Here is a 22,355-nt window from a genome sequence, read left to right as displayed (position 1 = left end):
CCCCGTGACCGCCCGTGTGAATCTGGTCGAGGCCCCACCACGGGGCCCCAACCCCCCTCATCTCCTACAGGAGTGAACCCACATGGGTATGAAGGACAAGTTCCAGGACCGGTCCGAGCACATGGCGCAGCAGGCCAAGCAGAAGGCCCAGCAGGCCAAGGAGCAGGTCCAGCAGCGTGCCAAGCAGCGTCCGGGCGAGGACGCCGAGCGCATGCGCCCGGAGCGCGAGTCGGCGGAGCGCATGCGTCCGGAGCGCGGGACGCCGGAGCGCATGCGTCCCGAGCACGAGGCGTCGGAGCGCCGCAACCCGCAGGAGCGGGACCGCGAGCGCGAGCGCGTCGGCCTGGACGAGGAGTTCTGACACCCCGCTTCGGCGGCCGGTGAACGATGAGCAGGGGGCGCCCCGGGCCCGGGGCGCCCCTTCCTCGCGTCCGGCGTCCGGCGTCCGCGCCGTGCGCGCGTGCGGTGTCTCAGGTCGTGCTCTCTCAGGTCGTGCGCGGGGGCAGTTTCGGCCGGGACCGGTCGGGGACGTCGGTGTAGCCGGGCGGGGTCGCCGGGGGGTTCGCGGCCAGCAGGTCCAGGGCCAGCCGTACGGCGTCGTCGAGTTGGGCGTGGCGGCCCTCGGCCCAGTCGAGGGGCGTGCGCAGGATCTCCAGGTCGGGTGTGACGCCCCTGTTCTCCACCGACCAGCCGTAGGCGTCGAACCAGGCCGCGTTCATCGGGACGGTGATCACGGTGCCGTCGCCGAGCTGGTGCCGGCCGGTCATGCCGACCACGCCGCCCCAGGTGCGCTGGCCCACCACCGGGCCCAGCCCGAGCAGTTTGAACGCGGCCGTGATTATGTCGCCGTCGGAGGAGGTCGCCTCGTCCGCCAGCGCCACCACCGGTCCGCGCGGGGCGTTCGAGGCGTACGACACCGGCTGGGCGTTGCGGGTGAGGTCCCAGCCCAGGATGGTCCGGGTCAGTTTCTCCACCACCAGTTCGCTGATGTGGCCGCCCGCGTTGCCGCGCACGTCCACGATCAGCGCGGGCCGGGACACCTCCCCGCGCAGGTCGCGGTTGAACTGGGCCCAGCCCGAGCCGCCCATGTCCGGGATGTGCAGATAGCCGCACCGGCCGTCGCTCAACTCCCGGACCACCGCCCGTCGTTTGGCCACCCAGTCCTGGTAGCGCAGGGGGCGTTCGTCGACGAGGGGGACGACGGCCACCCGGCGCGGCCGGCCGGGCTCGCCCTCGGCGGGGGTGAGCGTGAGCTCCACCGTGGTGCCGCCCGCGCCGGCCAGCAGCGGGTAGGGGCCGGTCAGCGGGTCGACCTCGCGGCCGTCGACGTGGGTGAGGACCGCGCCCTCCCGGATGCCGGTGCCGGCCAGCGGCGAACGCGCCCTGGAGTCGGAGGAGTCGCCGGGCAGGATCCGCCGGATCGTCCAACCGGCCTCCCGGCGCACGAGGTTGGCGCCGAGGAGACCCTGTAGCCGCTGGTAGTGCGGCGGCCCCTCGTTGCGGCGGGCGGCCGTCACGTACGCGTGGGAGGTGCCCAGCTCGCCCAGCACCTCGCGCAGCAGGTCGGCGAACTCGTCGGGGGAGGCGACCCGTTCGACGAGCGGGCGGTACTGGTCGAGGACCGCGTCCCAGTCGATCCCGCACATGCCGGGGTCCCAGAAGTAGGCGCGGATCAGCCGGCCGGCCTCGTCGTAGGACTGCCGCCACTCGGCGCCCGGGTCGACCTCGTGCAGGATGCGCCGCAGGTCGATCCAGACCGTGGAGTCCGAGTCGCCGGACTCGGTGGCCGGCACGGCCCGCAGGTCACCCTCGTCGACCACGACGAGCCGGGTGCCGTCCCCGCTCAGCGCGAACCAGTCGAGGTCGCCGACGAGTTCGGTCTTCTTCGCCTTGCTGATGGTGAAGTGCTCCAGGGTCGGGCGGCCGCTGGTGTCGTCGGGATTGGCGAACGTCTCGCCGAGGGCGCCCGAGATCGGCCAGCGCAGCCAGACGAGCCCGCCGCCCGCCACCGGGTACAGGGCCGAGTACTTGGAGGCGGTGACGGGGAAGGGGGTGACCCGGCCGGCCAGCCCCTCGGTCTCCACGGTGACGGTCCCGTCGGCGCCGTCGCCGTCGTCCTCCACCGGGTCGAGCCCGCCGGCGGCCGGGCGGCCCTCGGGGGTCAGCGCGAACGGCGACGGCGTCGCGGAGGACAGGGGGACCAGATAGGGCCGGCAGCCCAGCGGGAAGGACAGGTCGCCGGTGTGCACGTCGTAGACCGGGTCGAAGCCGCGCCAGGAGAGGAAGGCGAGGTAGCGCCCGTCCCGGGTGAAGACCGGGTTCTCGTCCTCGAAGCGGCCGTCGGTCACGTCGACGACCGAGCCGTCCCTCATGCGGGCCATCCTGATCTGGCGCAGGGAGCGTCCGATCCCGGGATGCGACCAGGTCAGCCACGCCCCGTCCGGGGAGAAGGCGAGGTCGCGGACGGGTCCGTTGGCGGACACGACCAGCTCGGTGACCAGGTCACCGCCGGAGCCCCCGGCCTCTCCGGCGCCCTCCGTCCCTCCCGGGCTTCCCGCGTCCCCCGTCTCCCCCGCGTCCACGGGGTCCTCGGTGAGGTCGACGAGGAGCAGCCGGCCGTCGTGCGAGGCGACGGCGAGCCGTTCGCCCTGCGGGTCGGCCGCCGTCTCCAGCACCCGGCCGAGCCGTCCGGAGGCCAGCCGCCGGGGCTCGCGCCGGCCCGTGGCCCGGGGCAGGTGGGCGACCTCGACGGCGTCCTCGCCGTCCGCGTCCGTCACATAGGCGACCCGCCCGCCCGTGCCGAGCATCTCCGGCAGCCGCACGCGCACCCCGGGGGTGTCGGTGATCGTCCGGGCGGGTCCGTCGCGGTGCGTCAGCCAGTACAGGCTGCCCCGGACGACGACGGCGCTGGCCCGGCCGGTCTCGTCGACCGAGATGCCGTCCACGTGCTGGGCGGCCGGGATCTGGTAGGGCCGGCGTCCCGCGCGCGGCCCGCCGATGCGCACGTCGAGGCGGCGCGGCTCGGAGCCGGCGGCGAGGTCGTCGACGATCCACAGGTCCCCGCCGCACTGGTAGACCACCCGGGCGCCGTCGCTGGAGGCGTGCCGGGCGTAGAAGGCGTCATGGTCGGTGTGCCGGCGCAGGTCGGAGCCGTCGTGGGCGCAGGAGTAGAGGTTGCCGACGCCCTCGTGGTCGGAGAGGAACGCGATCCGGCCGCCGACGAAGAGGGGGCTGGAGAGGTGGCCTTCGACGTCCTCCAGGAGGCGCCGTCCGTGCAGCCACAGCCGGCCGGTGGCGCCGCCCCGGTAGCGCTTCCAGGCGGCCGGCTCGTGCGGCGGGGTGCCGGTGAGCAGGAGGGTGCGGCGGTCGCCGTCGAAGTCGGCGACCTGGAGGTCGCCGACCGGGCCCCAGGGGAGTTTGCGGCCGGGAGAGCCGTCGGGGGAGACCTTGTAGGCCCAGGTGAAGTAGGAGAAGGGTTCGCCGTGGGAGGCGACGGCGAGGATGTCGGCGTTCCCGTCGGCGTCCGGGGGAGTCCAGCCGCAGACCCGGGTGTCGGAGCTGCCCCAGTAGGTCAGCCGCCGTCCCGGGCCGCCGTCCACCGGCACCAGGTGGATCTCCGGGACGACGCTGCGCCAGCTCGTGTACGCGATGAGGCGGCCGTCGGGGGAGAAGCGCGGGTGTCCGGCCTTGGTGCGGTCGACGGTGAGCCGCCAGGCGCGGCCCGGGCCGGCCAGCGGGGCCAGCCAGAGGTCGTCCTCGGCCACGAAGCACAACAGGTCACCATGGAGATGGGGCAGACGCAGATAGCTCACCTCCCCATGCTTTTCCGGGGGATGGACCCGAGCAACTTGTGACATGTGTGCGGAACCGGGCGCACGTGAGACAAGACACGTACGAAACGGTTTCGTTTCGCAGTGAAGTGCGCTACATTCGGGGAGTACGCACAGGGAACCGTGTCGGTTCGCCCGGAGTGGGAAAGGGGAGCGGGATGACTGAGGTCGCAACGGCGCGTCGCAGCCGCATCACCCCCGAGCGCGAGGCCGAGCTCTACGAGGCCGTGCTCGAACTGCTCCGCGAAGTCGGCTACGACGCCCTCACCATGGACGCCGTCGCCGCCCGCACCCGCTCCAGCAAGGCCACGCTCTACCGCCAGTGGGGCGGCAAGGCCGAACTGGTCGCCAAGGCGGTCCGGCACGGCAAGCCGGGAAGCTCCGCCGGCGAGGTCGACACCGGAACGCTCCGGGGCGACCTGCACGCCCTCACCCTGCGTTCGGACGACTGCGAGATGGAGCAGAACTCCGCCCTCATGCGAGGTCTGGCCATGGCGGTCCACGGCAACCCGGACCTGCTCAAGGCCTTCAAGGAGCATCTGGTCGAGCCGGAGATGGCCGAGTTCGGCCGCGTGCTGCAACGCGCGGTCGGCCGGGGCGAGATCCGCGCGGACAGCCCGGCGATGTCCTTCGTGCCGCACATGATGATCGGCGCGTTCGCCGCCCGCACCATGCTCGACGAGCAGCCGCCGACACAGGCCTTCCTGCTGTCGTACATCGACGCCGTGGTCCTCCCCGCCCTCGGCGCGCCCACCACCTGACCGTCCCCGCGGTCCGCCCACCCTGACGTCACCGCTCACGTCGTCGGGCCGATCACCCCTGCCCCACGCCGGGTTGGTCACCCCTGCCCTGCACGCACACGACCTGACCGGGAGTACGCCTCCGTGGCCACGTTCCTCTACAAACTCGGCCGATTCGCCTTCCGGCGACGCGGCTTCGTCGCCCTGATGTGGGTCGCACTGCTGACCCTCGCCGGAGTCGGCGCCGCGACCGCGCCCGCACCGGGCACCACCTCCTTCTCCATTCCGGGCGTCGAGGCGCAGAAGGCCTTCGACCTGCTGGAACAACGTTTCCCCGGAGCCAGCGCCGACGGCGCGACCGGGCGCATCGTCTTCAAGGCCCCCGAGGGGCAGAAGATGACGGACGCCGCCAACCGGGCGACCGTCGACAAGACCGTCAAGTCCCTGAGCGGCGGCTCCGAGGTCGTCTCCGTCACCGACCCGTTCACGACGCACGCCGTCAGCGGGGACGCGACGGTCGCCTACACCTCGGTCCGCTACGACGCGCCCGGCATGGAGCTGACCGACGCCACCAGGAACGCCCTGGAGAAGGCCGCGGACGACGCCCGCGCCGCCGGGCTCACCGTCGACGTCGGCGGTGACGCGCTCCAGGCCGGGGCGGAGCCGGGAGCGGCCGGCGAGGTCATCGGTCTCGCCATCGCCGCCGTCGTCCTCGTCGTCACCCTGGGATCACTGGTCGCGGCCGGACTGCCGCTGCTGACGGCGATCATCGGGGTCGGCATCGGCGTCTCCGCCATCACCGCCCTCGCCAAGGCGCTCGACCTCGGCGACACCACCTCCACGCTCGCCCTGATGATCGGGCTCGCGGTCGGCATCGACTACGCCCTGTTCATCGTCTCCCGCTACCGCAGCGAGCTGGCCGAGGGCCGCGACCGCGAGGAAGCGGTCGGGCGCGCCACCGGCACCGCCGGCTCGGCGGTCGTCTTCGCGGGCCTCACCGTCGTGATCGCCCTGGCGGGCCTGTCCGTCGTCAACGTGCCGATGCTGACCAAGATGGGCCTCGCGGCCGCCGGCACGGTCGTGGTCTCCGTCCTCATCGCGCTGACCATGATCCCCGCACTGCTCGGCTTCGCGGGCCGCAGGGTCCGGGCGACGGGTGAGAAGCGCAGGTCGCGCGGGTCCAAGGCCGGGGCGTCCGAGGGGGCGTCCGAGGCCGGGGCGTCCCGTCCGGCCAAGCCCGGACCGGGCGTGCGCTGGGCGAGCTTCGTCATCCGCCGGCCGGCCGCCGTGCTCCTGCTCGGCGTGCTCGGACTGGGCGCGATCGCCGTCCCCGCCACCCAGCTGGAGCTGGGCCTGCCCGACGACGGCTCGCAGCCGACGTCCACCACCCAGCGCCGGGCCTACGACCTGCTCTCGGAGGGCTTCGGCCCCGGCTTCAACGGCCCCCTGATGATCGTGGTCGACGCCCGCGGCAGCGACGCCCCGCAGGCCGCCGCGACCGCGGTGACCGACGGAATCAAGCGCCTCGAGGACGTCGTCACGGTCACCCCGGCCACCTTCAACAAGGCCGGCGACACCGCGACGATCACCGTCATCCCCGACTCCAAGCCCTCCTCGACGCAGACCGAGGACCTGGTCCACGCCATCCGCGACCAGGGCGCCGACATCAGGTCCGACACGGGCGCGCAGGTGCTCGTCACCGGCACCACCGCGATGAACATCGACTTCTCGCAGAAGCTCAACGACGCGCTCATCCCGTACCTGGGGCTGGTCGTCGGCCTGGCCTTCCTGCTGCTGATCGTGGTCTTCCGCTCCGTCCTGGTCCCGCTGAAGGCGGCCCTCGGCTTCCTGCTCAGCGTGCTCGCCGCGCTCGGCGCCGTCGTCGCGGTGTTCCAGTGGGGCTGGCTCGGCGGTCTGATCGGCGTCGAGGAGACCGGGCCGATCATGTCGATGACGCCGATCTTCATGGTGGGCGTCGTGTTCGGCCTCGCGATGGACTACGAGGTCTTCCTCGTGACCCGGATGCGCGAGGCGTACGTCCACGGCGAGAGCCCGAGCCAGGCCGTGGTGACCGGCTTCCGGTACAGCGCCAAGGTGGTGGCCGCCGCCGCGATCATCATGATGGCCGTCTTCGGCGGCTTCATCACCGCCAGCGAGGCGATCATCAAGACGATCGGCTTCGGCCTCGCGAGCGCCGTCCTGTTCGACGCGTTCATCGTGCGCATGGCCATCGTGCCGGCCGTCCTGGCCCTGCTGGGCAAGAAGGCCTGGTGGCTGCCGAAGTGGCTGGATCGCGTCCTGCCCAACGTCGACGTCGAGGGCGAGGCCCTCGCGAAGCGGGACCAGGCCGCGGGCGCCAAGGACGCCGACCCGGACGACGACCGGGAACTCGTGCGCGCCTGACCCGGGGCCGCCCGACGCGCGCGGGTGCGCCCGACGCGCGAGGGCGCCCCTGAGAAAGACCGCCGGTGAGGGCTCCGTGGGGACGGGGCGCCCTCACCGGCTTCTTTTTCCGCACCCCGCTCTGTGACCCACTTTCGGGTGACGGCCCGCGGCGGCGAACGCCTACAGGCCAGTAGTCCCAATGGTTCGGAGCCTTCAGTACATATATGGACATGGAAGCCTACTGTCACCGGAATGTGGACGGTTCGTAACGTGGGGCGCCAATCAGGCGCGCTGACCGCGGTCGGTGGTCGAGTGTTGGCCGTGCGGCCGATCAGGCCGTTACCCGCACCACGCAAGGAGACCTTGTGTCCGTTAACACTGTTTCCGCTCGCTGTCTCGCCGCCGCCGCGATCGCCGCGGCCGTCGTCGGGACGGTGGCGCTGCCGGCGTCCGCCGCCGACCACTCCCGCCACGACCGTCCGGCTGTGGAGATCAGCGCCGTGCAGTACGATGCACCGGGCCGAAACGACCGCTCCGCCCGCTCGCTGAACAGGGAGTGGGTCGAGCTGACCAACACCACCCGCCACGCCGTCAACCTGAACGGGTGGACCCTCTCCGACGAGCGCGGCGAGACCTACACCTTCCGCCACTACCGGCTGGCCCCCCGCGCCACCGTCCGCGTCCACACCGGTGAGGGCCGCGACACCCGCACCGACCTGTTCCAGGACCGCCACCGCGAGGTGTGGGACAACTTCTCCGACACCGCGACCCTGCGCAACGACCACCGTCGTCTCGTGGACTCCGAGTCCTGGGGCCACCGCCGTCACGGCCACGACGACCGCCACGACGGTGGGCGTCACGACCGCGACGACCGCCACGACGGTGGGCGTCACGACCGCGACGACCACCGCGGTGACGGCCACCACCGCCGCGCCTGACGTCCACACCCCGGCCACTCCGGCATGACGGCCCCGGCCTGAGGCCCCGGCCTGCCGGCTCCGGCCCGACGGCGAAGCGCCCGACCCCCTTCCGGGGGCCGGGCGCTTCGTCGTCCGATCGCGTCCGGCGCGCCTCCGTAAGGGGCCGGGCGATCCGCCCCGTCCCTTCGCCTGCCGCCTCCACCGACCGCTAGCGTGCCCCGCATGACCCCGCTCGCCGCGCACCCCCGGTTCACCGAAGCCCGCCGCACCCTCGGCCACGACGGTCCCTCCGCGCGCAGCTCGCCCGAGGCGACCCGCAGCGCCGCCGAGGCGGTCGCCGCCGTCGGACGCGAGCCGAGCCGGATCCGCACGTCGCCGGCCCCGGCGGACGGGGCCTTCCGCGTGGACGTCGAGCGGGTGCGCACGGGACCGGGCGCGGGAAGGGTGACACCGGCCGCCTCCGACGTCGTAGGCGAGACGACCCGTTACGTGATCGGGGGCGTCCCGCCCTTGGGGCACCGCACGCCGACGCGGGTGCCGGCCGACCGGGTCCTGCCCGCCCACCAGGTGGTGCGGGCCGCGGCGGGCGGCCCGCACGTCGTCCTCCCCGTGGCGCCCGGGGACCTGGTCCGGCGCCCCGGCGCGACCCTCGGGGACGTCCGCGAGCGTGCCGCGTGACCCCGCTGGTCACCGTGGCCGTCCTGGTCGCCGCGGTCACCCACGCCGGCTGGAACGCCATCGCCCACCGGATCACCGACAAGCTCGTCGGCTTCACCCTCATCGCCGGCGGCGGGATGCTCATCGGGCTCGTCCTCGCGTCGTTCGCCGCGTTCCCGGCGGCCGGCGCATGGCCGTACCTGCTGTGCTCGGCGCTCATCCACATCGCGTACTTCGCGCTGCTCATGCGGTCGTTCCGGCTCGGCGACTTCGGCCAGGCCTACCCCCTCGCGCGCGGTTCGGCGCCGCTCGTCGTCACGGTGCTGGCCGCCGTCTTCGCCCACGAGGTGCCCGACGGCTGGGCGGCCGCCGGCATCGCGCTGTCGTGCGCGGGACTGACCGGCGTCGCACTGTGGGGCCTGCGCGGCCGCAGGCCCGACTGGGCGGCCGTCGGGGCGGCGCTGGCGACGGGCCTGACCATCGCCTCGTACACCGTCGTCGACGGGCTCGGCGTGCGCGCCTCCGGCTCGCCGCTCGGCTACATCGCCTGGCTGATGGCCCTTCAGGGAGTCGTCATCCCGGCCTACGCCGTCTACCGCTGGCGCGGACGCACCGCCGCCGTCCTGCGCCCGCACGCCGCCCTCGGCCTCCTGGGCTCGGCCCTGTCCGTCCTGGCCTACGCCCTCGTCCTGTGGGCCCAGACCCGAGCCGAACTGGCCCCGATCGCGGCGCTGCGGGAGTCGTCGATCATCGTCGGAGCGGCGATCGGCGCGCTGTTCTTCAAGGAACGGTTCGGCGCGCCGCGCCTCGCCGCGGCCGGGCTGCTCGTGGTGGGCATTGGGTTGATGCTCCACGCGGGCTGAGCCGTCGCCTCGCCGTCGCCCTGGGCCGCCGACCGGACGGTGGTCGGCGGGTGCGCGGCGGGTGTCCGGGGGCGCGGGAGCGCGTGGGTGCGGGCGCCGGTTCTGAGGAGCACCCTGGAAGCAGGAGCTTCGGAGGTGAGCGTCATGACCGTCATGCACACCACGGTCGGCTGGCATGTGGAGCTGGAGTTCGAGGAGGACGACCGGCATACGCGGGCGGTCGCGATGGTGCGTCTGCCGGACGGGACCGAGGTCAGGGCACACGGGCACGCCTCCCGGCACACCGTGGACGCCAACCAGCCCCGGGTCGGCGAGGAGATCGCGGGCGCCCGGGCGCTCAACGAGATCGCCATGCAGCTGCTGACCAAGGCGCACCTGGAGATCGACGACGCCTCGGGGCGGCGGTCCCACTCCATCAACGTGTAGCCGGCGTCGGCCGGGCCGGGCCGGGGCGCGCCGCGTCAGTGCGTCGTCGTCGCCGTGCGCAGGGCGCGGAGCAGGGCCTGGGCGCGCGGGTCCGCCGTCACGCTCGTGCGGAAACCGTTGGTGACGTAGCCGAAGGCGATCCCCGACTCGGGGTCGGCGAGCCCGAGGGCGCCGCCGCGTCCGGGGTGGCCGAAGGAGGCGGGCGAGAGCAGGGGGGACGCGGCGCCGTGCAGCATCGGACCGAGGCCGAAGCGGGTGTTCACCACGAGCACCCGGTCCGGGCCGCCGGACTGCTCGCCGCGCGCGAGCGCCACCGTCTCCGGCCGCAGCAGCCGTGTCCCGCCCTCGACCTCGCCGATCAGCGAGGCGTAGAAGCGGGCCAGGCCGTCGGCGGTGGCGATGCCGTTGGAGGCGGGCAGGGCAGCGGCCCGGTAGGCGTCGTCGTTCTCGTCGGGCAGCGGCGTGATCGCGGCGAAGGCGCGGCGGGTGAGCGAGTCCGGGTCGGCGTAGGCGGCGGCGACGGCGGGCTTGGGCCGGGTCTTCAGGCTGCCGGCCCGCGCCGGCGGGTCCACCTGCCCCACGCGCCCCACCCGGGCGCGCCGGGCGGCCGGCAGCCCGAGCCACAGGTCGGCCCCGGCCGGGCGGGCGATCTCGTCGGCGATCCACTCGCCGACCGGGCGTCCGGTGATCCGGCGGACCAGTTCGCCGGTCAGCCAGCTGTACGTCTGCGCGTGGTACCCGTGGTCCGTGCCGGGCTCCCAGACCGGGGCCTGCGCCGCGACCGCCGCCGCCCCGAGGTCGGGGTCGGCGGCCTCGGCGGGGGTCAGCGGCCGGTCGAGCACCGGCACGCCCGCGCGGTGCGCCAGGACGTGCCGCACGAGGGTGCGCTCCTTGCCCGCCGCCTTGTACTCGGGCCAGTACGCCCCGACCGGCGCGTCCAGGTCCAGTTCGCCGCGCTGGTGCAGCAGGAGGAGGCCGACGGCGATCACGCCCTTGGTCGCCGAGCGCACGATCTGGGCGGTGCCCTGCTCCCAGGGCGCCGTGCCGTCGACGTCCCGCGTGCCGCCCCACAGGTCGACGACCTTGCGCCCGTCGCGGTAGACGGCGACCGCCGCGCCCCGGTCCCCGAGCACGTCGAAGTTGCGGACGAACGCCTCCCGGACCGGCTCGAAGCCCTCGGCCACCGCACCGTTCACGTCCACGCCCGCACGCCCTCTCGGAAGATCGCCTTCAACTCCATGGGGAACGCCCGGGGAGAGCCTGCGATTCCTTCGTCCCGCTAGCCGAGGATGATCGTTACATCGATGTTGCCGCGCGTGGCGTTGGAGTACGGACACACCTGGTGCGCCGCGTCGACCAGCTTCTCGGCGAGGCCCGGGTCGAGGACCGGGAGCGAGACGCTGAGCGCGACCGCGAGACCGTATCCCTTGCTGCTGTTCGGGCCGATGCCGACCTTGGCCGCCACCGTGGAGCCCGTGAGGTCGTAGCCCGCCCGGTTGCCGACGAGGATCAGCGCGTTGTGGAAGCACGAGCTGTAGCCGGCCGCGAAGAGCTGTTCCGGGTTGGTGCCGTTGCCGTCGCCGCCGAGCTGCGGCGGCATCGCCACCTTCAACTCGATCTGGCCGTCCTGGCTGGTCACGTACCCGTCGCGGCCCCCGTGCGCGGTCGCCTCGGCGACGTACATGATCTTCGTCGGACGGGTGTCGGCGGTGCCGGCTGCCTCGGCGTTCCCGGTGGTGCCGACTGCGGCGCCTTCTGTCACGGCGGACCCTCCCCAGCGTCTTCCCCAATTACATCGTGCACAAGGTACCGGCCGGTAGGTAGGTGTGTCCCCGGCAGGGGGGTGGTAACCGCAGGTAACGCCGGTGGCGCCGGGGACGTGCGGGGCCCGCAGGGCTATCGGGGCCGGTCGGCAGCCGTGTGCGCCCGCTCCGCGAGGCCCCACAGCTCCTCGCGCAGCCGGGCGACCTCCGCCGCCTCCAGGCCGGTGGACGCGAGCAGAGCGCCGGGCACACGCTGCGCGCGCCCCCGCAGTTCCTCGCCCCGCCCGGTGCACGCCACCAGCACCGAGCGCTCGTCGCGCGCCGAGCGCTCCCGGCGCACCAGACCCGCCGCCTCCAGCCGCTTCAGCAGCGGCGACATCGTGCCGTAGTCCAGCCGCAGGGCCGCGGCCAGCTCCTTGACGGTCGTCTCCCCGCGCTCCCAGAGCACCAGCAGCACCAGGTACTGGGGGTAGGTGAGGCCCAGCTCGTCCAGGAGCGGACGGTACGCGGCCGTCACCGCGCGCTGGGCGGCGTACAGGGCGAAGCACAGCTGCTCGTCGAGGAGCAGCGAGCCGTCGGCGGTGGGTCCGTCGTTCGTCACGCGCCCATTGTCGCGGAGCGCGGGTCGAACCCGAAGGGCAGCTCCAGCCGGTGCGCCCGCATGAGGGCGTCGTCGGCGAGCAGCTCGCCGGTCCGGCCGTCCGCCGCGATCACCCCCTCGCTGAGGATCAGGGCGCGCGGGCACAGCTCCAGGGCGTACGGCAGGTCGTGCGTGACCATGAGCACCGTGACGTCCAACGACCGCAGGATGTCGGCGAGTTCGCGGCGCGAGGCGGGGTCGAGGTTGGAGGACGGCTCGTCCAGGACGAGGATCTCGGGTTCCATCGCGAGCACCGTCGCGACCGCCACGCGCCGCCGCTGGCCGAAGGACAGGTGGTGCGGCGGACGGTCCTTGAACTCGGCCATGCCCACCTGGGCGAGGGCGTGGTCGACGCGCGCCTCCAGGGCCGCGCCCTTCAGCCCGGCCGCTGCCGGGCCGAACGCCACGTCCTCGCGCACGGTCGGCATGAACAGCTGGTCGTCGGGGTCCTGGAAGACGATGCCGACCCTGCGCCGGATCTCGGCCATATGCTGCCGGCCGACCGGCAGCCCGGCCACCGTCACGGTGCCGGCGCCGCCGGCGAGGATGCCGTTGAGGTGCAGCACCAGGGTCGTCTTGCCGGCGCCGTTCGGCCCGAGCAGCGCGACCCGCTCGCCGCGCGCGACGGTGAAGTCCACGCCGAACAGGGCCTGGTGGCCGTCGGGGTAGGCGAAGGCGAGGCCGGAGACCTCCAGGGAAACGTCAGTCACAGGGCCCATCCCAACACGCAGACGACGAGGGCGGCGAACGGGAGGGCCAGCGCGTACGACCACTGCGCCCGGGACGCGGTCGCCTCGTCGATCACCGGCATCGAACCGGCGTACCCCCGGCTGACCATGGCCAGGTGCACGCGCTCCCCGCGTTCGTAGGAGCGGATGAACAGCGCGCCCGCCGACTTCGCGAGCACCCCCCAGTGCCGCACACCCCGCGCCTCGAACCCGCGCGACTCGCGGGCGACCCGCATGCGCCGCATCTCGTCCGTGATGACGTCGCCGTAGCGGATCATGAAGGAGGCGATCTGCACCAACAGCGGGGGCAGCCGCAGCCGTTGCAGGCCCAGGAGCAGCTCGCGCAGCTCCGTGGTGGACGCCAGCAGCACGGAGGCGGCGACGCCCAGGGTGCCCTTGGCGAGCACGTTCCAGGCGCCCCACAGGCCGTTGACGCTCAGCGAGAGCCCGAGGACGTCCACCCGCTCGCCCTCGGCGACGAACGGCATCAGCACGGCGAACGCGACGAACGGCACCTCGATGAGCAGCCGCTTCAGCAGGAAGCCGGCCGGCACACGTGCCCGGTGCGCGACGGCGGCGAGCAGGACGGCGTACAGGCCGAACGCCCACATCGCCTCCCGCGGCGTCGACACGACGACGATGACGAACCCGAAGGCGGCGGCCAGCTTGGTGTGCGGCGGCAGACCGTGCACGGGCGAGTGCCCGTGACGGTAGAGCCGGTGCGCGTGTCCCGCTCCCATGACGTCAGACGCCGCTCGTGGAGGCCGGGGACACGTCGCGCGTGCGGCGTCGGCGCACCGCCCAGAACACGGCGCTGCCCGCGACGACGGTCGTGCCGACGCCGATCACGCCCGCCAGGCCGCCGGAGAGGCGGGCGTCGGCGACGTCCTTGACGCCGTAGTCGGCGAGCGGGGAGTCGGAGGAGGCGTGCTTCTCGGTCCTCTGGTCGATGCCGTGGTCGGCGGCGACCTTCTCCAGCCCGTCGGGGTTCGCGGAGGCGTAGAAGCTGACGAAGCCGGCCAGGACGAGGGAGGTGACCAGGCCGGTCACCCACAGCGTGCGCCGCGAGGCGCGGGCCGCCATGGGCGCCGGGCGCGTCCCCTCGGCGGCCGGGGCGTCGACGAGTTCGCCGTTCACCCGCAGCCGGAGCCTCTGGCGCAGGTCGCGCGCGCCGTGCACGAGATCCGGCCGGACGGCGACGACGGCGCCGACCGTCAGCGCGGTGATCGCCGCCTCGCCCACGCCGATCAGGACGTGCACGCCGATCATCGCGCCGGCCACCTTGCCGATCGCCACGTCGGTGGTGCCACCGACCCAGTAGATGAGCGTGAAGGCCACGGCGGCGGCGGGCACGGACAGCAGCGCGGCGACGAAGGAGGCGGCGGTGAGGGAGCGGCGCCCGCGGGGCAGGACCTTCACCAGGCCCCGGAAGACGGCGTACGAGACGACCGTCGTCACGATCGCCATGTCGGTGACGTTCACGCCGAGGGCGGTGAGCCCGCCGTCGGCGAAGAGGATGCCCTGCATCAGCAGGACCACGGAGACGCACAGGATCCCGGTGAACGGGCCCACCAGGATCGCGGCGAGCGCGCCGCCCAGCAGATGGCCGCTGGTCCCGGCGGCGACGGGGAAGTTCAGCATCTGCACGGCGAAGATGAACGCCGCGACCAGGCCGGCCAGCGGCGCGGTCCGGTCGTCGAGCTCGCGGCGCGCGCCGCGCAGGCTCACGGCGATGGCGCCGGCGGCGACGACTCCGGTCACGGCGGAGGTCGGGGCGTTGATGAATCCGTCGGGTACGTGCACCCGACGATGATAGTGGCTTAATGCGAACCGTTCGCAAGAGCGAGAGCTTCGTCCGTCGGGGATCTCCCCTCGGGGAGCGGTGCGGGGTCGCCCCGGCGAGGGTGCGGGGCCGCCGGGCCGGGTGCGGCACGGGTGGATCCGTGTATCGCACAGATGAGATATGCCGGTGCAGGTGAGCGCAATCCGCAAAATATGCGACATTGGAGGGGGAGCGGATGCACAGCTTCCGCACAGGTCACGCTGCGTGAGAGGGCCGGTCGATGTCTGTAGTCGAACAGTACGCGCGAGCCCACATCGTCACCGACGCCGACCGGGTCGAGGAGGAGACGGCCGTACCGGTCGTCCTGCGCTACGACCCCGAGCAACCCCGTTCCGTGCGCGTCGGGCTGCCCGACCGCCGGGAGTGGACGTTCTCCCGGACCCTCCTCGAACAGGGCCTGCGCGCCCCGGCCGGCACCGGCGAGGTCCGGGTGTGGCCGTGCGGGCGCGTCCAGGCCGTGGTCGAGTTCCACTCCGCGCACGGCGTCTCGGTCGTCCAGTTCGAGTCCAAGGCGCTGCTGCGGTTCCTGCGCCGCACCTACATGGCCACCGCCCAGCAGCCCGTCCCGCACTAGCCGTATCGCCCCGCACCGGCCCGTCGCGCCCCGGCCCGGGCCGCGTCGGATCGTCGAGGGCCGCCCGGCCGCCCGGCCGCGCTCAGCCGCCCATGCGCAGCAGGGACGCCACGATCGGGCCGGCCGTGTCGCCGCCGTGGCCGCCCGCCTGCACGACGCCGGCAGCGGCCAGGTCGCCGCGGTAGGCGGTGAACCAGCCGTTGGGCTTGTCCTGGTTGTCGACCTCGGCCGAGCCCGTCTTGGCGCCGTAGTCGGGGCCCAGGCCGGACATCGCCTCGGCGGCGGTGCCGGCCGCGGCCGTGTAGTTCATCAGCTCGCGCACCTGCGACAGCGTCGACGACGACAGGGTGCGCGACGCCGACGCCAGGGTGCGGCCGTCCACCGACGGGGCGACCAGGTACGGCTGGTGGAAGGAGCCCGACTTCACGGTGGCGGCGACCGACGCCATGTTCAGGGGGTTCATCCGCACCCCGCCCTGGCCGATGAGCGAGGCCGCCATCTGCGCCTTCGACTGCACCGGCACCGAGCCGTCGAAGGACGGGACGCCGATCGCCCAGTTGTTCATCGACAGGCCGAAGACCTGCTGGGCCTGCCGGGTCAGGCTGTCGTCGCTGAGCTTGGGGGCCTGGCTGATGAAGGCGGTGTTGCAGGAGCGCGCGAAACTCGCCTTGAACGAGCCGCGCTTGATCTCGAAGTCGTCGTCGTTGTGGAACTTCCAGCCGCCGTAGCTGAACGTCTTGGGGCAGGGATGGGTCTTGTCCGCCGACGCCAGCCCCTTGTCGATGAGCAGCGACGACGTGATGACCTTCATCGTGGAGCCGGGCGCGAGCGAGCCGTTGAACGCCGTGTTGAAGCCGGGGCTCGCGTTGGCCACCGCGAGGATCTCGCCCGTGGAGGGCCGCATCACCACCACCGAGGAGCGGGCCGTCTTCGCCACCTGCCGTTCGGCCGCCGCCTGGAGGGCCGGACTCAGCGTGGTCTTCACCGTGCCCGGGGTGCCCTTGCTGAGCTCCAGGAGCGTCTTGTCGGAGGCCTTCTTCGCCTTCGACGCCTTTCCGCGGACCACTTGGAGCTCGACGCCCGCCTTGCCGCCGGCCTTCTTGCCGTACTTCTCCCGCAGCCCGTCCAGCACCGTGCCCAGCGAGGGGTACTTCGCGGCCGTCAGCTCGCCGCCGTCACGGTCGACGGCCCTGACCGGCGGGGTGCCGGACTCGCCCGTCACGAGCGTGTCGCCGTCCTGAAGGTCGGGGTGGACGACGGAGGCGTGCCAGTCCACCTGCGCCTTGCCGTTCTTCGGGTTGCGCACCACGGTGAGCGCGCTGTCGTACGCGAGCGGCTTGCCGACGTTCTTGTACTTCACGGTGGCCTTCACCGAGAACGGGACCTTGACGCCGGCGGCCGTGCCCGCGGTGAGGGTGACGTCCGTGACGTGGGCGTCCTTGGAGTAGCCGGTCAGCAGGGCGGTGGCGGCCGCCGAGTCGTCGGTGACGGCGGCGGCCCGGGCCGCGTCGCCCTTCTGCCAGGCCGTCAGGAACCGGGCGGCCAGGGCCTTCGCCTCGGCCGCCGACGGAGCGTCGGCCCGCACCCGGGGCACCTGCCGGCCGTTGGCCGCGGCGGCCGCGCCGTCGTCGGCCGCCGCTCCGCCGTACAGCGCGTAGACGCCGAGCCCGGCTCCGCCGACGACGACGGCGATCATGCCGCCGACCACGGCGGGACGCCGCTTGCTGCTTCGTTCTTCGACGCGCCTTCTCTTGCCCACTGCCAGATCCTCCGGATCCCCAGGGGCTCTCCCCCCAGCCCCGCTGCCCTCGTTGCCCTCACTGACCCCAACGACGGCTACCACCCTAGAGTCCCGTCGGCGCGGGCGACGTCACGTGTGACGTCAGCCACCCCGCAAAGGCCCTTCCCCGCCCACCGCTTGCCGCCCGCGGCCCCGCGGCCCCGCGGCCCTCGGGCCGGTGGCCCCGGCTCAGCTCGCCCGCAGCACCTCCGCCACGAGCGGGCCGGAGGCGTCGATGCCGTGGCCGCCGTCCTGCGTCATGGCCGCCGCCGCGACGTCACCGCGGTAGCCGGTGAACCAGCTGTCGGACCTGTTCTGCCCGTCGACCTCGGCGCTGCCGGTCTTCGCGCCGATCCGGGGGCCGAGCCCGGCCATCACGTTCGCCGCCGTGCCGCTGGTCGCGGTGCGGTTCATCATCGCGCGCAGCTGCTGCACGGTGCTCGACGACAGCCCGCGCGCCCGTGCCGGCTCGCGGCCGTCGAGGGAGAGCGGGACGATCACCGGCTGGCGGAACGTGCCCGTCATCGCGGTCGCGGTCACCGACGCCATGTTCAGCGGGTTCATCTGCACCTGCCCCTGGCCGATCAGGCCCGCCGCGGTGTCCGGCCCGGTGGAGACCGGGACCGAGCCGTCGAAGGAGGGGATGCCGGTCTTCCAGTCGAGGCCGATCCCGAAGCGGTCGCGGGCCTCGGCGTTCAGCCAGTCGTCCTTGACGTCGTCGGCGAACTTGACGAACGCCGTGTTGCAGGAGCGGGCGAAGCTCTCGGAGAGCGTGGCCCGCTCGTTTGCCTTCATGCCGGTCAGGTTGTGGAAGGTCTGGCTGTCCGAGACGGCCGAGTCCGGACAGGGGGCCGGCCCGTTCGCGGTGGTGAGCCCCTTGTCGATGAGGGTGGCCGCGCTGACGATCTTCATGGTGGAGCCGGGGGCGACCTCGCCCAGGAAGGCCGCGTTCCAGCCGTCGGTGCGGTTGTTGGCGACCGCCAGCACCTCGCCGGTGCCGGCCTTGACCGCCACCGTCGAGGACTGCGGGTACTTCTGCACCGCCTTCTCGGCGGCCGCCTGCACGCCCGCGTCGAGCGTGGTGCGCAGCTTGCCGGGCCTGCCCTCGGCCAGGGTCAGCAGCGGGGTGTCGGCCGAGCCCGGGCCGGCGTGTCTGATCGCCAGCTCGATGCCGGGCGTGCCGCCGGCCTTGTCGCCGTACTTGGCGCGCAGCTGGTCCAGGATCGGTCCCAGGGAGGGGTACTTCTCCTTGGTCAGCACCTTGCCGTCGCGGTCGACGGCCTCGATCGGCGGCGCCGACGAAGCGCCCGTGACCAGCGTGTCGTCCATCTTCCTCAGCTGCGGGTGGACGACCGACGGCTGCCAGTCCACCAGCGCCCTGCCGGTCGTCACGCCCCGCACGACCGTGAGCCGGCTCGCGTAGGAGACCGGCTTGGACTTCCCCCCGTACGACACCGTGGCCGCGACCTTGTACGGCACCACGGCGCCCGACGCCCTGCCCGGCGTGATCTTCACGCCGGTGATGTGGGCGGCGCGGTAGGAGGCCAGCAGCGGTTCGGCCCGGGCCGCGTTGTTGGTGAGGTCGGCTGCGGCGGCGGCCTGGCCCTTCGTCCAGGCGGCGAAGAACGCGGCGCTGGTGTCCTTCACCTCGGACCCGCTCGGCGGTCCGCTCTTCACGGCCGCCGGTCCGGAGCCCCGCGACCCCGTGCCGCCGTCCCCGTTCAGCGCGTTCACGATGTTGAAGGCCCCGTACCCGGCCCCGCCCACCATCACGGCGAAGACCGAGCCGATCACGGCCGCCTTGGCCCCCTTGCGCATCTGTGAACCCCTCCCCGTTGCGGTGGCTTCCCGTCCCACGTTTTCTGAACGCGTTCAGAAAGCTCTTCTCGCGCTTACAGTAAGCGGAAGGAGCGACGAACGGGGCATCAGTTTCCGCAATCGTTAGCCCCATGTATCCGGCCACGTACATGAACCCGGGCCGCCGATGCGACTGCGACTGCGGCGGTGACGGTGGCGGTGACGGTGAGGCGGGCCGGGCGGGAGCAGGTCAGGACGGGCGGGCCGGCCGGGGAGCTCCGGGACTTCCGGAACCGTGCGTTCTCGACTACGCGAGGTGCGGATCGTCGTTCGTGATGTCCGCCGCCACTCCGATGAACGTGTTGCCGGCCGAAACGCCGAGCGCGCCCTTGTAGTTGTAGATGGCCCACTGCATGCCGCTGAAGGTGTTGTCGTAGACGTTCGCGCCGATGTAGTGGTTGATGCCCACGCCGAACCTGTCGGCATGGCCGATGTCGTGGATGTGGTTGTTGTAGACGTTCAGGTTCGTCACGGCGTTGAACGGGCCGCCGGTGATGCCGATGACCAGGACGCCGTCCGTGAACCTGGTGCCGCTGATGTCGTTGTCGTGAATGTTGATGTTGTCGGCCGCCGCGTTCTGGAAACCGCTGTACACGATGCCGGGCAGGGTGCCCGTGCCGCTCTCGGACCCGCCGACGATCGTGTTGTGGTGGACGAACACGTCGGACAGGGTCTCCGTGGACGCGTTGGGTTCCAGGTCGATGGGCCCGGGCATTCCGGAGCGCGAGCACTTGACGAACCTGTTGTGGTGCACCTCGATGTGGGTGCCGGTCACGAGGGAGACGCCGTTGCGGTTGAAATGGTCGGACGTGAACGTGTTGTCCGGCCCGATCGTGCAGTTCTTGGCGGAACTTCCGATGCTGACGTAGACGCCGTCGCCGATGATGTCGCTGAACTCGCAGTTCTTGACGACGACCCCGCTGACGTTCCCCTGGATTCGCACGCAGTGCCGGTATTGGGACCAGGTGGCGCCCTGCTTCGACGCGCGCCCGTCGAACTTGAGGTTGTCGATCGTGACGCCCGATCCGCTGACGGCCAGAATCTCGTCACTGTGGGTGGTGGATTCCGTCGAGTTGTCCGGGAACCGCAACGTCGCGCCGTTGCCCTCGACGTGACACCCGGCGGGAATCGACAGCGAAGTGACCGTGTACGTCCGCCCCGCCGGGAAGACCAGACGCTTGCCGGCGGCGGCGTCGGCCGCCCGCTGGGGCGTGGGGTAGTCCTTGACGAGCACGTCGCTCTTGGCGCCACCGAGGAAACGCTGTCCACCGACCAGAAGCGGGACGGAGGCCAGGGCCAGCATCGACCTGCGGGAGACGGGACGGGATCCGGACAGCATCTCCGCCGGTGATTTCTGCGCTCGGAACAAAACCAGTGACTCCATACGTGGGGGGCATCGGCGGTCGGCACTGCTCGGCGAAGATTTTATCGACAAACGGCTAAATCGACACTGATGCCCCGACGTGTCGATCCTCACTGGCGACGACTACGACGACGACCACGACTGCGGACTGCCCGTCGTGGTCGTCGTCGCGCGCCTGCCCCGCTAGACCCAGGTGTCCAGCCACATCCGGGAGCGCCAGGAGTCGATGGTGATCGCCTGGCCGGTGTACAGGGGCCAGAAGTAGATGAAGTTCCAGGCGATGAGCAGGACGAGGACGCCCGCGCCCGTCGCTCCCGCCACGCGGCGGGTGTCGGTCGAGCCCGGTGGACCGGCGAGCGCGCCGATCATCATCGCCACCGCCAGGCAGAGGAAGGGCAGGAAGACGACCGCGTAGAAGAGGAAGATCGTGCGCTCCTGGTACAGGAACCAGGGCAGGTAGCCGGCCGCGATGCCGCAGGCGATCGCGCCCGCCCGCCAGTCCCGGCGCAGCAGCCAGCGCCACAGCACGTAGAGGACGGCGAAGCAGGCCGCCCACCACAGCAGCGGCGTGCCGATCGCGAGGACCTCGCGGGCGCACTTGCCGCTCGCGTCGGAGGGGCAGCCGTCCTTGCCGGGCGCGGGCGACTCGTAGAAGTACGACACCGGACGGCCGAGGACGAGCCAGCTCCACGGGTTCGACTGGTACCGGTGCGGCGAGGTGAGGTGGGTGTGGAACTCGTACACCTCGTGCTCGTAGTGCCACAGGCTGCGCAGCCAGTCCGGCAGCCACGTCCAGCTGCCGCCCCTGCCGTCGGTGGCGGCCCAGTTGCGGTAGTAGCCGCCCTTGCCGTCGGCGGCCGACAGGATCCAGCCCGTCCACGACACCAGGTACGTGACCAGCGCGACGGGGACCGTGGCCAGGAAGGCGAGGCCCGTGTCGCGCCGGAGGACCGTCCGGTACGGGTGGCGGGCGCCGGCCACGCGGCGCGAACCGACGTCCCACAGGACCGACATCAGGCAGAAGGCGACCATGATGTAGAGGCCGTTCCACTTGGTGCCGATGGCCAGCCCCAGGAACAGGCCGGCGCCCCAGCGCCAGGGACGCAGGCCCAGGCGGGTGGTCTCCGCCACCGTCGCGTCCGGGCGGTAGCGGCCGTCGGCGTCCGGCGGCAGCGCGGCGGCGAGCCGCGCGCGGGCCCGGTCGCGGTCGACGACCAGACAGCCGAACGCGGCCAGCACGAAGAACATCAGCACCCCGTCGAGCAGCGCGGTGCGGCTCATCACGAAGTGCAGCCCGTCCAGGGCCATCAGGGCGCCGGCGAGGCAGCCGAGGAACGTGGAGCGGAAGATGCGGCGGCCGATCCGGCACAGCAGGAGGACCGAGAGGGTGCCGAGCAGGGCGGTCATGAACCGCCAGCCGAACGGGTCGAACCCGAAGAGGAGCTCGCCCAGCCCGATGACGTACTTGCCGACCGGCGGATGCACCACGTACGCCGCGTCCGCGGGAACGGCGACGTGACCGCCCGTGGAGAGGATCAGGTCGTTGGCGTTCTTGTCCCAGTTGACCTCGAACCCGCGGTGGACGAGCGCCCACGCGTCCTTGGCGTAGTACGTCTCGTCGAATATCACCGCCTTGGGGCTGCCCAGGTTCCAGAACCGCAGCACCCCCGCCATCAGCGTGACCAGCAGCGGGCCTCCCCACGGCGACCAGCGCGCGATCCGCTCCGCCCACCCGTGCGGGACGCCGAGCACCTGCCACAACCGCGGGCCGGGCTGCGCGTACGGCGGCGACAGGCGCTCGCGGACGTCGGCGGAGGGCTCCGCCGTGTATCCGAAGCGGCGCAGCCGCTGCTGCCACGACGGCCGCCGGTCGTGGGGCGTCCGGTCCTGCCGGTAGTCCGTTGAGTCCATGGAGGACGCGGTACTGGTCACCGCGCCATCGTAGGGAACAGGTCTGTGTGAGTCCCGTGTCTCTCCCCTGCGAGG

The 22,355-nt window shown here is 72.6% G+C and carries 19 protein-coding genes; 8 read left to right on the top strand and 11 right to left on the bottom strand.

Translation table 11 applies throughout. From position 1 onward, the window contains the following. Window positions 1–82 precede the first annotated feature (82 nt). Entirely contained in the window at window positions 83–361 is a 279-nt protein-coding gene (locus tag KMS84_RS12285; protein ID WP_256916209.1) for a hypothetical protein, read from the top strand. A gap of 124 nt (window positions 362–485) precedes the next feature. On the opposite strand, the gene KMS84_RS12280 is transcribed toward KMS84_RS12285, so the two are convergent. Then, window positions 486–3,812, bottom strand: coding sequence for a S41 family peptidase (locus KMS84_RS12280; protein ID WP_256916196.1), 3,327 nt, complete (start codon window positions 3,810–3,812; stop codon window positions 486–488). 176 nt (window positions 3,813–3,988) lie between these two features. Between KMS84_RS12280 and KMS84_RS12275 the strand changes: the two genes are divergently transcribed. The 6 genes from KMS84_RS12275 to KMS84_RS12250 all read left to right on the top strand — a co-directional run bounded on the left by KMS84_RS12275 (window position 3,989) and on the right by KMS84_RS12250 (window position 9,821). After that, complete coding sequence (locus tag KMS84_RS12275) at window positions 3,989–4,591, top strand: TetR/AcrR family transcriptional regulator (protein WP_256916195.1); 603 nt, start codon at window positions 3,989–3,991, stop codon at window positions 4,589–4,591. A 123-nt stretch (window positions 4,592–4,714) separates the two neighbouring features. Next, window positions 4,715–6,973 (top strand): MMPL family transporter, encoded by a 2,259-nt coding sequence (locus KMS84_RS12270; RefSeq protein WP_256916194.1) that lies wholly within the window; start codon window positions 4,715–4,717, stop codon window positions 6,971–6,973. Window positions 6,974–7,320: 347 nt separating this feature from the next. Beyond that, entirely contained in the window at window positions 7,321–7,893 is a 573-nt protein-coding gene (locus KMS84_RS12265; RefSeq protein WP_256916193.1) for a lamin tail domain-containing protein, read from the top strand. A 204-nt stretch (window positions 7,894–8,097) separates the two neighbouring features. After that, a complete protein-coding gene (locus KMS84_RS12260) occupies window positions 8,098–8,553 on the top strand; it encodes a YbaK/EbsC family protein (RefSeq protein WP_256916192.1) in 456 nt (151 codons plus the stop codon). Next, the gene (locus KMS84_RS12255; protein WP_256916191.1) at window positions 8,550–9,395 is read left to right on the top strand and encodes an EamA family transporter; all 846 of its coding nucleotides are present in this window, start codon (window positions 8,550–8,552) and stop codon (window positions 9,393–9,395) included. The genes KMS84_RS12260 and KMS84_RS12255 overlap by 4 nt, the downstream gene beginning before the upstream one ends. Window positions 9,396–9,539: 144 nt before the next feature. Next, window positions 9,540–9,821 (top strand): DUF1876 domain-containing protein, encoded by a 282-nt coding sequence (locus KMS84_RS12250; protein WP_256916207.1) that lies wholly within the window; start codon window positions 9,540–9,542, stop codon window positions 9,819–9,821. A 35-nt stretch (window positions 9,822–9,856) separates the two neighbouring features. Here the strand turns inward: KMS84_RS12250 and KMS84_RS12245 are convergent, their stop codons facing one another. From KMS84_RS12245 to KMS84_RS12220, 6 genes are all read right to left on the bottom strand, one after another. Further along, on the bottom strand, window positions 9,857–11,023 hold the full coding sequence (locus tag KMS84_RS12245) for a serine hydrolase domain-containing protein (RefSeq protein WP_256916190.1): 1,167 nt from the start codon (window positions 11,021–11,023) through the stop codon (window positions 9,857–9,859). A gap of 77 nt (window positions 11,024–11,100) precedes the next feature. Next, a complete protein-coding gene (locus tag KMS84_RS12240) occupies window positions 11,101–11,505 on the bottom strand; it encodes an organic hydroperoxide resistance protein (RefSeq protein ID WP_256916206.1) in 405 nt (134 codons plus the stop codon). Window positions 11,506–11,717: 212 nt separating this feature from the next. Then, window positions 11,718–12,185, bottom strand: a complete 468-nt coding sequence (locus KMS84_RS12235) for a MarR family winged helix-turn-helix transcriptional regulator (protein ID WP_256916189.1) — start codon at window positions 12,183–12,185, stop codon at window positions 11,718–11,720. After that, on the bottom strand, window positions 12,182–12,943 hold the full coding sequence (locus KMS84_RS12230) for an energy-coupling factor ABC transporter ATP-binding protein (protein WP_256916188.1): 762 nt from the start codon (window positions 12,941–12,943) through the stop codon (window positions 12,182–12,184). The genes KMS84_RS12235 and KMS84_RS12230 overlap by 4 nt, the downstream gene beginning before the upstream one ends. Then, entirely contained in the window at window positions 12,931–13,692 is a 762-nt protein-coding gene (gene cbiQ, locus KMS84_RS12225; RefSeq protein ID WP_256916187.1) for a cobalt ECF transporter T component CbiQ, read from the bottom strand. Before cbiQ ends, KMS84_RS12230 begins: the two co-directional genes overlap by 13 nt. Window positions 13,693–13,696: 4 nt before the next feature. Then, a complete protein-coding gene (locus KMS84_RS12220) occupies window positions 13,697–14,755 on the bottom strand; it encodes an energy-coupling factor ABC transporter permease (protein ID WP_256916186.1) in 1,059 nt (352 codons plus the stop codon). 260 nt (window positions 14,756–15,015) lie between these two features. On the opposite strand from KMS84_RS12220, the gene KMS84_RS12215 reads away from it, so the two are divergent. Continuing rightward, window positions 15,016–15,369, top strand: coding sequence for an SsgA family sporulation/cell division regulator (locus KMS84_RS12215; protein WP_256916185.1), 354 nt, complete (start codon window positions 15,016–15,018; stop codon window positions 15,367–15,369). A gap of 82 nt (window positions 15,370–15,451) precedes the next feature. Here the strand turns inward: KMS84_RS12215 and KMS84_RS12210 are convergent, their stop codons facing one another. The 4 genes from KMS84_RS12210 to KMS84_RS12195 all read right to left on the bottom strand — a co-directional run bounded on the left by KMS84_RS12210 (window position 15,452) and on the right by KMS84_RS12195 (window position 22,301). Next, window positions 15,452–17,128: a penicillin-binding transpeptidase domain-containing protein gene (locus KMS84_RS12210; protein WP_256916184.1), complete on the bottom strand. Its 1,677-nt coding sequence runs from the start codon at window positions 17,126–17,128 to the stop codon at window positions 15,452–15,454. Window positions 17,129–17,338: 210 nt separating this feature from the next. Beyond that, window positions 17,339–18,967 carry a penicillin-binding transpeptidase domain-containing protein gene (locus tag KMS84_RS12205; protein WP_256916183.1) on the bottom strand — a complete coding sequence of 543 codons (1,629 nt, stop codon included), beginning with the start codon at window positions 18,965–18,967 and terminating at the stop codon, window positions 17,339–17,341. A gap of 286 nt (window positions 18,968–19,253) precedes the next feature. Then, window positions 19,254–20,345, bottom strand: a complete 1,092-nt coding sequence (locus KMS84_RS12200) for a right-handed parallel beta-helix repeat-containing protein (protein WP_256916182.1) — start codon at window positions 20,343–20,345, stop codon at window positions 19,254–19,256. 207 nt (window positions 20,346–20,552) lie between these two features. Beyond that, entirely contained in the window at window positions 20,553–22,301 is a 1,749-nt protein-coding gene (locus tag KMS84_RS12195) for a dolichyl-phosphate-mannose--protein mannosyltransferase (RefSeq protein ID WP_256916181.1), read from the bottom strand. Window positions 22,302–22,355 lie beyond the last annotated feature (54 nt).

Origin of the sequence: Streptomyces hilarionis (genome assembly GCF_024539675.1) — a bacterium.
GTDB lineage: Bacteria > Actinomycetota > Actinomycetes > Streptomycetales > Streptomycetaceae > Streptomyces > Streptomyces hilarionis.
This window is presented reverse-complemented; position numbering and strand designations above follow the sequence as displayed.